General features: G+C 58.2%; 13 protein-coding genes. 2 read left to right on the top strand and 11 right to left on the bottom strand.

The annotated features are described in order from the left end of the window. Positions 1-96: 96 nt before the first annotated feature. The 5 genes from CA85_RS02565 to CA85_RS02545 all read right to left on the bottom strand — a co-directional run bounded on the left by CA85_RS02565 (position 97) and on the right by CA85_RS02545 (position 5,324). Entirely contained in the window at positions 97-1,593 is a 1,497-nt protein-coding gene (locus CA85_RS02565; RefSeq protein ID WP_146389701.1) for a DUF1559 family PulG-like putative transporter, read from the bottom strand. A 4-nt stretch (positions 1,594-1,597) separates the two neighbouring features. After that, the gene (locus CA85_RS02560; protein WP_186774695.1) at positions 1,598-3,085 is read right to left on the bottom strand and encodes a hypothetical protein; all 1,488 of its coding nucleotides are present in this window, start codon (positions 3,083-3,085) and stop codon (positions 1,598-1,600) included. An 8-nt stretch (positions 3,086-3,093) separates the two neighbouring features. After that, positions 3,094-3,687: a hypothetical protein gene (locus tag CA85_RS02555; RefSeq protein WP_146389699.1), complete on the bottom strand. Its 594-nt coding sequence runs from the start codon at positions 3,685-3,687 to the stop codon at positions 3,094-3,096. Continuing rightward, positions 3,674-4,189 (bottom strand): RNA polymerase sigma factor, encoded by a 516-nt coding sequence (locus CA85_RS02550; RefSeq protein WP_186774694.1) that lies wholly within the window; start codon positions 4,187-4,189, stop codon positions 3,674-3,676. The genes CA85_RS02555 and CA85_RS02550 overlap by 14 nt, the downstream gene beginning before the upstream one ends. A gap of 283 nt (positions 4,190-4,472) precedes the next feature. Then, positions 4,473-5,324, bottom strand: coding sequence for a hypothetical protein (locus tag CA85_RS02545; RefSeq protein WP_246112427.1), 852 nt, complete (start codon positions 5,322-5,324; stop codon positions 4,473-4,475). 30 nt (positions 5,325-5,354) lie between these two features. On the opposite strand from CA85_RS02545, the gene CA85_RS02540 reads away from it, so the two are divergent. Beyond that, positions 5,355-5,945, top strand: a complete 591-nt coding sequence (locus CA85_RS02540) for an AlkZ-related protein (RefSeq protein ID WP_246112426.1) — start codon at positions 5,355-5,357, stop codon at positions 5,943-5,945. A gap of 124 nt (positions 5,946-6,069) precedes the next feature. Here the strand turns inward: CA85_RS02540 and CA85_RS02535 are convergent, their stop codons facing one another. Beyond that, entirely contained in the window at positions 6,070-7,500 is a 1,431-nt protein-coding gene (locus CA85_RS02535) for an arylsulfatase (RefSeq protein WP_146389696.1), read from the bottom strand. 198 nt (positions 7,501-7,698) lie between these two features. Here CA85_RS02535 and CA85_RS02530 point away from each other — a divergent pair, with 198 nt between their 5' ends. Next, the gene (locus tag CA85_RS02530) at positions 7,699-8,547 is read left to right on the top strand and encodes a sialate O-acetylesterase (RefSeq protein WP_146389695.1); all 849 of its coding nucleotides are present in this window, start codon (positions 7,699-7,701) and stop codon (positions 8,545-8,547) included. A 168-nt stretch (positions 8,548-8,715) separates the two neighbouring features. Here the strand turns inward: CA85_RS02530 and CA85_RS02525 are convergent, their stop codons facing one another. The 5 genes from CA85_RS02525 to CA85_RS02505 form a co-directional block, all read right to left on the bottom strand. Next, positions 8,716-10,080, bottom strand: a complete 1,365-nt coding sequence (locus tag CA85_RS02525; protein WP_146389694.1) for an outer membrane protein assembly factor BamB family protein — start codon at positions 10,078-10,080, stop codon at positions 8,716-8,718. Positions 10,081-10,082: 2 nt separating this feature from the next. After that, entirely contained in the window at positions 10,083-11,837 is a 1,755-nt protein-coding gene (locus CA85_RS02520) for a redoxin domain-containing protein (protein ID WP_146389693.1), read from the bottom strand. A gap of 139 nt (positions 11,838-11,976) precedes the next feature. Further along, entirely contained in the window at positions 11,977-14,946 is a 2,970-nt protein-coding gene (locus CA85_RS02515) for a DUF1559 family PulG-like putative transporter (RefSeq protein WP_146389692.1), read from the bottom strand. After that, positions 14,947-15,516, bottom strand: a complete 570-nt coding sequence (locus CA85_RS02510; RefSeq protein WP_146389691.1) for a hypothetical protein — start codon at positions 15,514-15,516, stop codon at positions 14,947-14,949. Next, positions 15,500-15,991, bottom strand: coding sequence for an RNA polymerase sigma factor (locus CA85_RS02505; RefSeq protein ID WP_146389690.1), 492 nt, complete (start codon positions 15,989-15,991; stop codon positions 15,500-15,502). The genes CA85_RS02510 and CA85_RS02505 overlap by 17 nt, the downstream gene beginning before the upstream one ends. Positions 15,992-16,042: the final 51 nt, after the last annotated feature.

Below are 16,042 nucleotides of genomic sequence, written 5' to 3'. Positions count from 1 at the left end.
CGAATTGAATTGCCATTCCCTATGAACACACGGGCAGTTCCGCTGCTTCCCCGGTTGGAGAAAGCGAAGAATCATCAAACAGTGATGGGGCGTAGCTCACCACTCCGCGACGTCGCGGCCAGCAATGGTCAGCAGGGCGCGGAGGTTCTTCTCGGTCATGTCAGACTTCTTGAGCCGGTTCACGGAACCGTCGAATATCAACACAAGAATCTCTTCACGATCGCCGAAAAAACTGCCCATTAAATCGTTTTCGTCCAGCCTCCACACCTCCGGTTTGGACCACGCAACGGCTTCATCGAGGGGAGCGATGGCGGCAGCGATCGTGTTGCTGGTTCCATCGGTGATGTCGCGAAACTGGAGCGACTCCCGGGTACCGTCCCACATCGACCCGGTAATCGCGGGCAAGCGGATTGCCGTCTTGCTACCTTCAACGCCTGGGGATCTGAACACCGGCACGATGGTGTCGGTGATTTGTCGGTTGGCTGCCGAGTCCCATGCCTGTGTTTTATCGAAGGCTCGATAGAGTGCCTCTTGCTCCAAAAACGGAAGCAACGCCACCCGCCAACTGAACAATGTGTCCCCATCAGCGTTCTCTATCGCTGGTGGCGGGAAGTGGTCAAACGCGTCGTAGTAGTTGTGCATGGCCAAACCGATCTGTTTCAAATCGTTCATGGTCTGGAGTTCTTGTGCCCGTTCACGTTGCCGCCGAACGATAGTGGACAATTCCTCGATCAGCAGTGTGAAGGCACTGGCGTTGGGCGGCGGGGCCGAGTCGAGCGTCACGGTGCTGTCGAGTGTGCTCACGCGGATCGCCGCGCTCCAGCGTTCATGAAGCGTGATAAAAGATTTTATCTGCTCGGCGAGCCGCTTGGCGGTTTTAGTGCTCGTGGTCTGCAAGGTCATGCTCATCGCAGCCTTGGGAGGTAGCGACCACTGCGCATCAACGATCGTGATGTCACGGACGAGCTGACGCGGTGAGACGTCGAAATCGATCGAGCCAGGCGGCCACTGGTCCGGCCACAGCGTGATCAAGTCCTCGCGGGATTGTGGCGGTAAGCTCACGATCAGTTGATGATCGAGCTTGCGATCAGCCATTGCTGAAGCAAACCGCTGGGTCGTTTTCCGATCCTGCCCGGTGATCCTATCCAGCTCCGTTTCGCTACCGAGCGATGCCCAGCCCAATGAGACAGAGATTCGAGACGTGTCATTTCCAAACATCCTATGAAACCAAGTGGAAAGCACCCGACGCAATTCCTCTGAGTTGGTCGTCGGCGCTTGAACGAGAGGCGTGCCGCCGAGTAGATCATTGGTTTGCCACGACAGAACGAGCCGATCGGTGCCAGTTTCCCGCAGTCGCTGGATCTCAACCTTCAAGTGAGCAAACAGCGACCCCATCTCTTCATCGGAGACACTCTTGAAATACGGACGCGCGGCTGCTCGCAGACCCGCAACATCGATCTCCGTCAGGTTGATTTCGAGGGCCGCGACCGTTGACTCGTCGAACGCGGGCGGCGGAGTCGAGTTGGAGTCTTGAGCCCCGGCCAGTGGAATCGGCACGAGTAACGCCGCGATCAGGAAGGTCAATCGGAACATAAATCTACTCCGTAAGTTCTAAAGAAAAAGTGGCTATGTCATCACCTGAATAGCGTTCCCTGCGGGTCAGCGTCGCGGTGTGTGGCGCACTTTGATGGTAGAGAAAGGGATGCCCGGTGATCGCATCCGGCCAAGCGGGCAGGTCGAGTTTGTTGAGCGATTCAGGCAACCGCTGGTGCTCGGCAGCGTAGTCACGGATCGCTTGCAAAGTCGCTTGAGTTGCCAATGCTTGTTTCCAGCGGTATTCGGTATGGCAGGCTGCGGACGTCGCGGGCAGAACCAGGCTGATCACGCAACTCGCCGGATTGATTTCGCCAGAAGTCGACTTGCCGAGACGACGCAGCGAGTCACTGCTGGAGTGGGCGTACTGCAAGCGGATGGAGTCGGGCAGCCAGGCCCATTTCAACACGTTTGCGGTCGTCCGATCGATTTCGATGGCGAAGGCACGCAGCACACATTCGCTGTCAGAAAGCTGCTGAGCACAATCTCGCCAGCGAGTTTCAGTTTGTAGGAAGTGCCGCGACTCATCCGCCAAAGAAACAACCACGAGCCCGGCTTGAAGCTGCACTAGGGATGGAGACTCGTCGTCACTGCGACCGTCGGCGAGCACCTTAAGTTTGCCAACGGTTTGGATGATTTCTCGAAGTTGGGCGCGAGCTGCCACTGCGCCGATTGGTGTGTCGGGATTCGTTTGGAGCCCACGAGCGAGTTTGTTCACCGATAGGATCTCTTGATCCAGCGCGTCGCGGACGGATAGAAACTCACTCGGCACCGACGCCAACGCCCAATAAAAATTCGGGCATCCTTTCAGCGACGACGCCTCTTCGATTGTCTGTAGCGTCATGTTGGCGATGGCGAGGCCAACCAGTCTGCTGACGAGATACTCACCGGCGTGACCAGCCATTTCCGACAAACGAAACAGGGTTTGCACGGTACGAGTGAAATCGTCCCAACGCTCCGCGTGCATCTCCAGCTTGGCGCGAAGTCGCAGCAGTCGGGCGAGAGAGCGGGTCTCTTGGACCTCCGGCAGTAAGGTCTCGTACATTTTGTCAAGCGCCATGGTGGAATCCACGATCGGGTAATCAATCTGCATCCGATCGGTGGCACGATCGAGTTCGGCGAGCGAGTTCCTGTACGGCTTCAGGAATTCGCGGAGTTCACCTTCGTATTCTGGTTGCCAGGGTGATTCGAACCATCGACGGTGGCGATCGTGGGTCAACTGATGTTCGCTATTTCCGATCCGCGTCGTCGTCGCCATCAAAACCGCGCGGGAGAAAAATGGCATTGCATTGGTGGGCTGTTGTTGGTCCAGCGGCGGCCAAAACTGATATCGCAATGCGTCGGCGGGTTCGTCCGCAGGCGACAGACGCAGCGAAATGACCTCCGACATGTCGGAGGTCTTATCGCCATTGGCTGCAGCGGTCCCCTTCGATTGAGCCCACACGCTCGCGCCGCTGGTGGTCACCAGCAACATGCTGGCGATTCGGATCATGAGTCGATTCATAAGGAGTCCTCCCAGGTGAGATAGTCCAAACGGGTTAGCTTCGAGACAAGTGTGTTGTGATCGTCGATGCCACCGGTCTGAGTGGATAGGGGCGAGCCAGGCGTTCTAGAAACAGACGCGCCATATGCGTTAATGGAAAGGTGCTCCCGCATGGGGGACTGCGACTCGATGAAAAACATCTCGCTGTGCAGTCGGCGGGACGCCAGCGATGAGGCCGACGCGGACGCGAGCACGTTTTCATTCAAGGCATCTTCCATCGCTTGCTCCGCAGGTGCCGAGCCGAGCGGGGCCTGGACGCTATGACGATCCTGCGATTGGGCGAAGTGTGAGGCGGGCGGTGAGGCTGGTGATGACGGGGCGGATGAGTATCCCGCCACAAACGCGATGAACAAACACGCCGCGACAGACGCCGCTGTAGCAAACCTCCGGAGTGTTCGGTGCGGTGGCGAAGTGGACCGTATCTGTCGCGCCGAAGCCGCCGCGAATCCCATTTCGTAAAACGCTCTCCGTGGATCCGATCCACCCACAACAGGTTTGCATCGGCGGAGGCTGTTGACCAAATCGGCCAATTCGGTTTCATCGCGCGACATGGGAATCCTCTTGAAATTGGTTTCGGAGAGTGTCGAGTGCTCGGTGGTAATGCCGGTGGGCGGAACTGCGAGAGAGTCCCAGCACCTCAGCAATAGATTCAAACGTCATTTCACCCCAAACGTGCATGGTCAGTACTTGGCGTGGCAGGTCGGGGAGTGACTTAATGGCGCGAGACAACTGTTCGGGTTCCAGCGGTGGTGGGTGATCCAAATTCGGCGGAGCCACAGGCGGGGTAAACCAACACTGTTCTCCGTGAGCGATTTCGCGTTGTTGGCGTCGTGACTCCGATCGCATACTGTCAAGCATGCGGTTGCGAGCGACCCGGGCGAGCCAACCCAGCACATCGTCCGGCTCGACCGCCCGTTTGGCCAGTTCGATGAACGCATCCTGGACGGCATCTTCGAGGATAGGAATTGTCACCCCGCCCGCGATCGAACGTGTGATCAGCAGCAATCGGGCGTGGTGGTCGTCCCAGATCTCGCAGAGCCGTTGGGGGGTCACTTCCGCTATTTCTCTCGTGCTTGGGATTTCAAAAAGGCAACCGCTATCACAAGGACGCCACGGCGCTGGTTTCATCCCAGAAATAAAAGCTCATCGGACGGAGGGGTACTTCGGCCGCAGGTGTCGATAGCTTCGGTCCATGCCATTGTGAGTGGGGACTGCGAGGATGCTGGCCTACCGAGGAAGCATCGCGGTCGCTGAACAAACTGAGCCATTTCGATTTACCGCCTGGAAAAACGCTCGTCCATCGTGCTGATGTGCGAGTCAGTTGGATGAGCGTACTTTACGGCCGTGATTCAGACTGGCTGATCCGATGGATCAAGTCGGTCACTGCCGGTTGGGATCGGCCGTGCGAGACGATTCTGACGTCGAGGCCGTGTTTGCGGTGCAGATTGAACGCGCGTTCGATGGCGGCGGTGATCCAATTGTCGCGGTTGCCAAAGACTCCGCCGCCAAGCAGGGTGAGGTAGAGCGTGGGGTTGCCGCTTCGGGCCGCGTTGAGAACCGCGGCGCCGAAGGTCGCTTCGTAAGCCGCGTCGAGGATCAGTTTGGCAAAGTCGGTCCATTGATCGGTTGGCTGGCGGCCGTAGGCGACTGGCAGTGCCGAACAGTACGCTTGGCTGACCCGGTGGCTGGCCCCGGATAGCGTCACGTCGGCTTGCCACTGCAAGCCGATTCGCAGTTGGCCGCGAAGATCGTTCCGCTCGTCTTCACTCGAGTTCTGCAGCTTCGCCTCAATCTGCCCGAGACCATCGTCGGACGGGAAGAGATAGCCGTTTCGCATCGTCCAGAGCTCACCGCCATCGTTGCCGAGTCGGTTTCCTAGATCAGAGGAGCAGTCGATTTGGTTGATTTCGCTTTGACCGATCGAGTCATTGACGGGGGCAAAGTAGTTCCGATAGATCGTTGAGCGTTTTGGTTGGAGATTGAGATCCGCGACGGATTGTCTGAGGTTGGAAAGTTTCGGTGTCTCAAGTTTTCCGAAAGCGATGCGTGTCCCGCCCGCGCAGATCAAATGCTCCCCCTCGACGGACAACATTCGGCGAACCTGATCGGGTGATTCTTCGTCGATTCCGGTAAGCTTGGTGAACCATGTCATGCGTTTCTCCTGATGTCGGGCCGCTTGTGGAGGCATCAGTCTACCGCTTTCCTTTGGAGTTTTCGATTGAGACAAATCAAAACTTTTGATGATGCTTACCAATTCGTGCTGGAACAGAAAGTCTGCACGGTCTTCGGGAGCAAAGGATCGCCTTACCCATCGTTGTGGGACGGCACTGCGTTGTCTGAAGCGAAACCCAAAGCGGGTGGATGGAGTCCCAAGGTCACTGCGGTTTGGGATTGGAAAACCCGTCTCCCTCAGACCTATCCCGACGAAGTCTTCTATGGCAAAGTCAGAGGCGGCGACGCAGTGCTGATGGAGATGCAGCACTTTCGTGAGGAACACTACCCGCAGTTCCACAAACCGGCCGAGCAGTTGGGGCAACTTGAGCAACAAATCTTTGAGATGGTTCGGTTGGAACAGGGCTACACGGGCGAGCTTCGCAAACGAGCGATGAACCGTCTTGCCTGTACCAAAAGCCAATTTGAAACGGCGCTGAAGAAGTTGCAAATCAGTCTCAACCTCGTCCGTTCAAACGACACTCACCACAAAAACGATTATTGGCTTCCTATGAGCGAAGTGCATTTGGAGCTTGTAGCTGACGCATCAGCAAATAGGGCCGCCCCGTTGGGGCTTCCGCCCGGTGGTGGCGTCTGAAACCCCAGGCGTTGCCTGGGGCTGTCATAGGACAGCCCCGTTGGGGCGTTGTCATGAGCTATCATCAGCCAAGACGATTGAGCAACGCACGATCAATTTCTGTCGTAGTGGAATAAACGTCTTGTCATTTGCTCGGGGGCAAGGTTTTTGGGCGATGGTGGGGCGCCTGGCGGCGATCTTTATTGATCCACTCGCGAGTGTAGACGGTGCCGGGTCGGATCGGCTCGTGAGCTTCCTCAGCGTCGGCAATCATTTGCTTGAGAATCTCGGGTCGATCGTTCGCAATATTCTGCTGCTCTTCGACGTCTTTGGAGAGGTCATAGAGTTCCCAGGCTCCGTTTCCCGGCTTGTACGCTTTCCACTGATCCATCCGCACGGCGGTCTGATTTTGGTATTCCCAGTAGAGGTAGGGATGTGTGGGCTGATTGGATTCCCCGAGCAGGGTTGGCAGGAATGACAGGCCGTCGGTTGGGGGCGATGTCGCTCCTGTCGCCTGGGCCAGCGTCGGCATGACGTCTTGGAAGCACAGCAAGTGATCCGAGACCGAGCCGGGTTCGATCTTGCCCGGCCAGCGGACGAGGTACGGTACTTTCAGCCCGCCCTCGTAGAGCGAGCCTTTGCCTGCACGGAAGCGTTCGCCCGTTTTCGGATTGAGATTGGGGGCAAAGAAGCCGTGGGGGTGATCCTCCGTCTTGAAGTAATCCTGCCCACCGTTGTCGCCACAGACCACAAAGATCGTATTGTCGTCGATCTCGAGTTCTTGCAGTAGGGATTGGATTTCACCAATTTGACGGTCGACCATGTGAAGGAAGGCAGCGTAGACTTTCGCATCTCGATCTGTATTCTGGCCCGCTGTCCATGGTTTGTCCTTGAACAATTGCCAGGAAGGATCATCCTCGTCGATGCCCCACAGGCCGTGTGGCGGTGTCCAAGGCAGATAGCAGAAGAAGGGCTGATCTTTGTTGTCATTGATAAAGCGAAGCGACTCTTTGAAGATCTCATCCTGGGCGTGAGTTTCCCCATCGTAGAAACTCTGTCCTGAATTGCCTTTCAAGGGCACCTCGCGGCTGTTGCGGATCAGATACTGGGGGTAGAAGTTGTGTGCGTGGACCTGGTGGTAATAACCGAAGAACTCGTCGAAACCGTGTTTTTCGGGGACCCCGGACGTGCCACGGCCGCCGATGCCCCACTTGCCAAAGCCGCCCGTTGCATAGCCACGTGACTTGAGCATGCTAGCGAGGGTCGGTTCGTCCTCGCGAATGGGCGCAGCTCCGTCATTGGCTCGCATGGACGTATGGCCCGAGTGCAGTCCCGTCAGCAGGACACAACGGGTAGGCCCACAGACAGGGGCGCCAGCATACGCGTTGGTCAAACGCATGCCTTCGCTGGCGAATTGATCGATATGGGGCGTTCGCAGTTCGGAATTCCCCATATGCCCGGACTCATAATAACCCCATTCATCGAGCATCAGATAGACGATATTGGGCCGATCCGATGCCGCTGCGCCCTGAAAGGAGAAGAGGGCCAATAAGCATAAAAAGCACAGTGATTTCATGGTTCTCAATCTCGTGGGGTACTGCAATGAGTCTCAGGGATCGGTGGCCTACTCACGATGATGCTGCGTGGTAGAACATGACCTCGGCCTTGCGCGGCGATGGCAGGACAGCAGTCTGATTCTATCGCGCCTGGCATGGTCTCGTCGACGACACCCTGCGAAATCACAGTCCCTTTCTGAAACCGAGGTGAACCCACAATGCAATTGGCGATCTCATTAGCGAATTTCCCCGCGCTCCTGCTCAGACTCTTGGTAGTGGCGATTTTGTCGGCGTCTGCCAGCCTCGGTGCTGCTGAGGACTATGACGTCTATCTGTTGGCGGGACAGTCCAATATGGATGGGCGCGGACTGGCGAGTCAGTTGTCACCCGAGCAACAGGCCCCGATCGACCAGGCCATCATTTACTATCGAAATGTACTACGCTCCAGCGACGGTTGGCAGCAACTCGGTCCTGGGTTCAGCGTACCGCCGAGATTCAAAGGTGAACTACCGTCGCCGACTTTCGGGCCTGAACTGGGATTCGCTCATTCCATGGTGCAGGGCAAACCGGACTTGCAGCTGGCCTTGATCAAGGGTTCCAAGGGGGGGACAAGTTTGCGATCCGATTGGAAGCCTGGCGTGAAGGGGGACCGCGAGAGTCAGGGGCCGCGTTACCGCGACTTCATCGATACGATCGAGATGGCAACAAAGCAACTGCGACAGCGCGGAGACTCCTTCACGATCCGCGGAATGCTGTGGCATCAGGGTGAATCGGACTCGAAGTCGAGCGCCGAGACCTACCACCGACGCTTGAACGAACTGATTACCCGCATCCGTGAGGACGTCGGCGTGCCGAACATGCCGGTGGTCGTCGGCGAAGTCTTCGACAACGGCAAACGCGACAGCGTCCGCGCCGCGATTCAGTCCGTCGCAGCCGAGAGTTCGACAGTCGGCTTGGTTTCCGCCGACGGTACGAATACCTCCGATCCCGGAACCCACTTTGACGCAGAGAGCCAACTGTTGCTGGGGCAACGCTTCTCGACTGCCATGAGCGCGCTGCTCGATTGAGCGAGTGTTGGGACGCGGTGTTAGCCGGCATTCCGCTCCCGGGCACTTGCCCTGTCGGTTCCTGACAGGGCTCATAGAGAACTGCCGTAGGTCAGCGCAGTGCCACCTACGTCAGCTCTTTTTGAGAACGCCTTCGGCGTAGGTTTATTATCCGCAACCGGCAGGAAGCTATCGCTCACTCGGTGCCGGCTCTCGCTCGCTGCTGCTGCTCGGATCGGTAACACAGTAGATTTGACTGAGGGTGCGAATGAGTAGCTTGCCGCCAGCGACACTCGGGGTGGTGATGCAGAGTTCGTCGAGCGGGTTGGTAGCAAGGATTTCAAACTTGGGGCCGGCCTTGATCACATAGGTGAGCCCATCTTCACTCAAACAAAATACCTTGCCGTCGTAGGCCCAGGGTGAGGCGGTAAAGGACCCTTTCGGTGAGAACCGCCGTTTGTCATAGACCTCCTCACCCGTCAAAGCGTTGTGGCAGGTCATGAAGCCTTGATCGTAAACCGTATAGAGGTAGTCGCCATAGACGATCTGGGTCGAGTTGTAGGAAGACGCCTGCGGTTGGTACCACTTGATCCAATCGCTGTCTTCGAACTTGCCGTCGACAGCGATCTCACCTTCGGCACCGGGGAGGATTGCGAAGGTCGGGCGATGTGCGTCACCGACGTAACCTGACGAGATGTAGCACATCCCGTGCGCGGCGAACGGGGATGGGATCACCAGCATGGACATATCACCGTTGAAACTCCACCGCTCCTTGCCATCGAGAGAATAGCTGCGATTGGCATTTTCGCCCGCCACAACGATCTCGGTGCCGGCATTGTTCTCCCATACGAATGGAGTCGCCCAAGAGCGTTTCTCCTCACGAGCTGTCCGCCACCGCTGCTTACCGGTCTCGGCGTCAAAAGCGGCGATCCACGAATCCTCCTCATTATCGTAGACCACGATAACCTGCCCTTCGTGCACGACGGGTGACGACGCCGCACCATAATCCATGTTGGTCTTCTGCGGCTGGATCATTTGCGACCAGAGCAGTTCGCCATCGAGCTGGTAGCAGTAAAGTCCGAGGTCACCGAAGAGGACGTAGAGTCGCTCGCCATCCGTGGTTGGCGTTTCGGCAGCATAGGAACTCTTGGGATGCCGCGGAACAACGGGGCGGCCGGTGTGGGCCTCGTGCTTCCAGACTTCTTCGCCGGTGTTGAGATCAAAACAGTACACCATCCAGTGATGGACTCCTTTCGCCGGGTCTCGCACACCCAAGCCCATGTACAGACCGCTCTGAGGTTTGAGGTTCTCCTCGTCGGCGAGGACGGACGTGACGAACACCCGGTCTCCCACGATGATCGGGCTCCCCCAGCCCTGGCCGGGGACATCGGCAACCCAGGCGACGTTGTCGGTTTTGCTCCACTGCGTAGGCAGCGACGGATGATCGTCGGCCACGCCCGTCGCGTCAGCGCCGCGAAATCGGGTGAAGTTATCCGCCGCTGACGCGGCAGTGGTCCATACAGCGAGCAGTGACAGCAGCAGGGCTCGATTCATAGCTAAAACTCATCTTCCACGGGCACGGTGTCGAGAAATCCGATCATCATTTCTTCAAAACTTTGCTCACCCCAACGCACCGGCTTCGTTGGGTCGGGATTGGTTAGATTGCTTTCGCTGTTGTCAAACACCGCGGTGCACTCGATGCGAGTTCCCTTGGGCAGCGTAAGGGGTTCTTCGAGAACGTATTTAAGCTGCCAATTGAAATCGTAGTTGGGGACGTTAAGCAGGGTCTCCTCGCGTCCGTCGGGGAAGCGGACATCATAGCGAAACGCTTTGCCACGCAGGTGCATGTGAGGCGTCATGCTGAGCAGTTTCTCGTCTCGCCGCGCGACGTAAGTTGCGTCGACAACATGATGGTCATCGCCGGCGGGGATCTCGAATCGTTGGTTGATCGCGAGGCCGCCGCGAAGCCGCTTGCGCACGTTGGACTTGTCGGTAAACTGAACCCCTAGGTAACTCAGATCATTGGCGGGACTGCCGTTGGGGGTGTAATGCATCTCAAATAGCAGCTTGCTTCCAGCCTTGACCTCCAAGGCCACGCCGTCAGTTAGCGCTAGCGGTGGCATGCCAGGAGCGTAGCCAGCGACCACTTGTCGAAAGTCACGACGTTTGTTGCCAGGTGGGATCACGTAAACGAGGATGTGGTGTACGACGCCGCGTTGGTCCGGCCGCGCCTCCGCAGCAACGATGTACTTATCTTCCTGCCAGCTGGGGTCAACGACGAAGTGTTGGTAATCGACAACCCCTTCGGCGGGCACCGTGAAGGGTTTCTCAGCCATGGCGAAGACTTCATCGGGCTGCGGCATCTGCCATCCCTCGGCGAACACGGGTGGTGTGGGGAGATCGTCTGGGTTGCCTTCGGGCATGCCGTTGTCGACCCAGGTTGAAATCAGATCACGCTCCTTTTGGCTGAGCCGAGCATCGTTGGCGAACGTGCCGTGCTGTGGGTCGGCGTACCAGGGCGGCATGCGGTTGTCGGCGATCACTTCGAGGATCGTATCCTCCCATCCCAAGACGTCATCGTAGCTCGTCAACGTGAAGGGCGCGATCTCGCCGTCGCGGTGACAGCTCACGCAGCGGTTATTGAAGATCGGAGCGATGTCTTTCGTGAACGTCACATCCCCACTGGGCGCGATCTCACTGGCCCGGCCGATGTAGCAACCCACCGCCTCGGTTTCGGGGACTTCAATGGCTTGGCCATTCAACAGCGAATCGATTGCCAGGGTCAGTTCGGGCTTGGCATCGCGCTCTTTGGAGTAGCCCACGCCGTACTGATCGTCGATCCTGCCGTGGTAGCGAACGATCCGTTCCTGATCGAGCAGGAAAACCTCGGGGGTGCGTTCAGCTCCCATGGCATCTGCGACGCGATTACCAGGATCCTTCAGCACGGGGAAGTTGATTTCGTGCCGGTGCACGTACGCAGCCAGCTCCGTCAAGCTGTCTTGTTTGTTGGAGTTGATCCCGATGACCTGCACGCCACGTTTGGAATACTCACGCTGAATCTTGGACAAGCGGGGCCCGTAGAGTTTCGCCAGCGGGCATTCGGTACCCAAGTAGACGATGGCGATCGCCTTGGACGAAGAAAAGTCATCGAGCGATACCGCCTTGCCGTAGCAATTGTCGAGCGTGAACGGCTCGACCGATTGGCCCAGGCCCCGTGCCGATTTCGCATCGGCCGCGTCGACCGATGAATAATGAAACAGTGCGAGGGCGAGTACAACGAATCCCAGTCTCGACATCAAATAGACTCCCATGGTGCTGCCAACTCGTTTGGGCCGGAAAATCGGCTCAAGCGATGTGCACCATTGGACTCGAAAATGGGGGGCAGTACCACAGCGGTTGTGTGTCGGTTTGTATCGCAGTGGCACCGATTTGTTGCCCCTCGGACTGCAATCAGTCGCTTGTGTCACCCAGGTCGACTCTGATCGGTTCACGCCCGTTGATCGTAAACATCCCCCGCCAATTATCGTCGCCTTGGTCGATGGGAACGATTCCCGTCCAGCCGTCACCCAAGGCAATCACGGTTTTCCCATCCCGGGTCATCAACCCTGCCACGGGATCCTGATTGTCGTAGACATAGTCGGCCGGTTGGGTCCACGGCACCGCGAGTTCCGGGCGAACTTCGACGATGGCGACCGTGTTGGATAGCCCATCAGAGATGTGCCGGAAACCATGCTCTTGCTGCCCCCCGAGGAACCGCGCCGACGTTCCTGCTGGAGCAAGCAGTGTCGTCTGGCCTACCTGCGGATCCGAATCGTTTATCGGCAGCGGATTTTGGTAGACCTCCGGGATCTCTTTGACTAGGGCCAGATTGTGCTCGCTATCCCAGGGCTCATCGAGACGAAACTTCTCGAACAGCTCAGATTCCCCGACGAATGGCAACAAGAACACTCGCCAGCTCAGGCCCAAACGCTGGGTGTTGTCAGCGAACTGAGCAAACGGCGGCAGCCGATCATAGGCGGAATGGTAGTTGTGGGTGGCCAGTAACAATTTCGCCATTTTCGCTTTGATGCGAGCATTGAGCGAACTCTGATACCCCACGCTGAGCAATCGAATCAGACGGACGATCCCGTCGTCATCTTCCCCACCGCCGCCGGCAGTGAAGGTCACCCGATCGCCAACGATGACGCTGGCAAAACCTTCCCTCTCTGTGGCGGGGAGTTCGTCTGCTGCCGGATCGACCCAATGACGGTACATTGCCAAGACGAGATGCGGGAGTTGATCCTGTACCTTGGCTGCCGAATCCTCGCCCCTGCACTGAACGATGGTTTGGACGATTCCCTCGTCTGGATCCACGCCAATCCCAACCCAGCGAACGTGTTCGATCCAACCGAGGGAGTGCTGCGGTGCCGAATCCTGATCGATGGCAGGCTGGACCTCCGCAAAGACTTGGCGAAAGGACCTGGGGACGGACACGACCCAGCGGATGGGGTAGTCCGAAACCGCATCGAGTCCCGGTTGCAAGGAGGCATCGAGTTGCGAGGGCGGCGCCTGCGGTGGGGCATCGTGTAGGTTTCCGGCCTGAGGCAGGAGCGGTGCCAAAATATCGGCGAGCAGCTCCTGACCGACCGCGCCCTCTTTGCCCGGCACGCTGTTGAGCTTGCGTTGCAGTGCTTTCCAAACGCCACGATCCGTTGGCGAGAGCTTTCCAAGAGTGCGATCCGATAGGAGCCACCCGTTGGTCGGCTGCTCGTCGATCTGCAAGGCCGAGTGCCACTGGGAACCGGAAGGTTGGGGAGTGGGAAGCGGACTCGAGGTATCGGACCCCGGCTTCTCCGTTTCTCCCTTCCGCAGAACAATCTCCAGAACTTCGCCTCCCACGGGGCGTGCGGTGAGTGTGGCAGCGTCACCCTTGATCGACCAAGCCATGGGCTCGCCCGAGACCGGATCGTGCGGAGCGGGCAGGGCGAGATCACTCAGTCGCTCGGGCCACTGGGAATCATGAGTGGCTAGATGGTCACGGATCGCCTCGACTGTTTGCAGGATTGCCAGTCGCTGTTGGAGACGCCAGCGTGGCTGAACGATAAGAGCAGTGTTCAGGATTAGCTGCCCAATCGTGTCATGCAGCATCGGATATTCTGTGGCATTCCGATCACGACGTTCGCGAGAACGGGCGATCCTATCGGCCTGGACGGATGCGGGGGCACGATAGAGTTGAAGTGCTTCTTGGGCGGATGCCTCGTACATTCGTCGCACCGCCAGAAAGAAGCTTTGCGTGGCGGGCATTGCCGTGAACTGCTCTGTGGTGACACCGCATTCGTTGAGCAGATACGCTTCGACTTCTCGCCCTGCTGCCGCGATGAACAACGTAGCCCCGAGCAAACCGGAGTCTTGGAATCGTTCGACGAGTTCGCATTCGTGCCCCAACATCGGCAGGACTGCTTGCAGAAACTTGGACCAATCTTGGTCGCTGAGCGGCGTCACGCCAATTTCGCGGAGCGGGCGTACTTGATGGAACAGCATGTCCATCTCCAACTCGACCGCCCGCGTCGGATCGACCAACGGATTGGGGAGTGCCGCGATTGCCTGATAGAGATTCGGGCTATCTGGCTCGGCGACCAAGTAGACAGCATCGTCGAAACTGGATCGTGCGATTGAGATTCCCACGAGTGTCGAGACGACGAACGGCTCAGCGGAGAGATGGTGGGCGAGCTGCAGGTTTTCACCGATCGTGATTCTTGCGGTGGCGAAGTCCTGGTCCGCGATGGCCAGGCGTGCACGGAGGGTTTGATTCCGACTGAGTTGTCGCAGGGCTTGGATCTCAGGTATCAGGAATCCGTACAGGTCGTCCATTTCATAGATGTTTCGATCGAGATCAAAATTGCGGCAGCGGGCAGCGCGGTGCATCAACCGACGCTGGAAACGGGAGTAGGTGAGGTATTCTCTCACCTCGGCGATCGGCAACTCATCCGGTGCGGTTTCCAGCCATATCCAAGGGGCCGCCTGGCCACTGGCGTTTGTCGCTCTCTGCTCGGCTTGTTCCGAATGAAACCGCTCCATCGCTTGTCGCGCCGCTGTCTGCTCGAGAAAGCCCATCGCCTGGAGGTACCAAAGGGCGGCATTGGCATCCCGCATCTCCTCATCCTCGGGTAGCAAGCGGATCGAATCCGATGCTGCGTTGACGGCTGCGGGATAGATGGTTAGCTCGCGGCGAAGCAGTCGGCCACGTGGGGAGTCGTATTCTTTCCACCCGTCTTCCTCATGCCGCAGAATCTCATCGGCCTCGCCGGACGATTCTGACGAAACCTGAACCGGCTCCATCGCAGGTGCTGATGCGATCGCCGCGGTGAGCAATAACAGACTCACGAAGCCGCGAGTCAAAATCGCGTCGACAGAGTATTGGGTCGGTGGCCACTTCATCATTTATGCCTCATCCAAGAGTTCGTCCATGAGTTCTCGCCGTGTCATTTGCTCGGCAGAACCCGATGGACTCGGGACAGTGTTACGGGGGGCAGCTTCGTTGTGGTCTGCGGGCGGACCGCGTCGACCGGGAGGAATCGAGCGATGGTTTCGCAGCACGCTGGGGTATCTACCCACCGTGAGAACCTCCCGGTCGCCCGCATGCCGACGTCCAAACTCGCGAGCGACTGGAACGGCAATCAAGCGATCCGAGGGCGGCTCCTCGGTTGCCGCTGCGATGGGGAAATCCCGCTCAGGGACGCGTGGTCCAGCGATGGGGGCACTGGGCGTAGACGGCTCCGGCGGCGATCCCAACCAGGGAGCCAGGATCAACATCGCGGCCGCACCAATCGCAAATCCGCTCGCCCAAATGCCGATTAGGGCAGCGTGGGAGGGCGCCGCGCGGGGTTCCCCCCTGGGACGTGCCGACTCGGCATCAAGCAGCCGCGCCTCGACTGCAGCCCGTGCGTCGTCGGAGAGTGGGCGCGGCGTGGATCGTTTTAGGTCATTTTCGAATTCATTGATCGGTGGCATTTTCAACCTCCAATTGTCGGCGTAGTTTTGCAATCGCGGCGTGATAGCGGCGGTGGACTGCCGAAGTGGAACAGCTCACCAGGTCTGCCAGTTCCTCGAGTTTCATCTCACCCCAGACCCGGGCAACGACGATCTGTCTCTCGTCAGGATCGAGTTGCTCCAGGGCGGTTTGCAACTCTCGTTGATCGATAACAGGCGACCGGTGGGAGTCAGAAAACCAGGCGTCCTGTGCATGTTCTGCGACCCGTTGTTGCCGTGTCGCGCGGCGACGCTCCGCTCGTCCCAAGTTCTTGGCTTTGTTACGCGTGGCGGCGTACAACCAGGCTCGTGGATTATCGGGCCAGACAGGTACGTCGACGAGATCGATGAACGCCTCCTGAACGGCATCATCGGGCCAGTGACACCACTGGGTAGCGAACAACCTGAGGGCCGCCCCTTCTGATTCGAGTAAGTCGTGGATTTGCTGACGCCGCATTGAGTTGGTCTTCCTGTTCGTTTCCGCAACGCGAGCACTATATCTGGCGAG

It is taken from the genome of Allorhodopirellula solitaria (assembly GCF_007859855.1).
GTDB classification, from domain to species: Bacteria; Planctomycetota; Planctomycetia; order Pirellulales; family Pirellulaceae; genus Rhodopirellula; species Rhodopirellula solitaria.
This window is presented reverse-complemented; position numbering and strand designations above follow the sequence as displayed.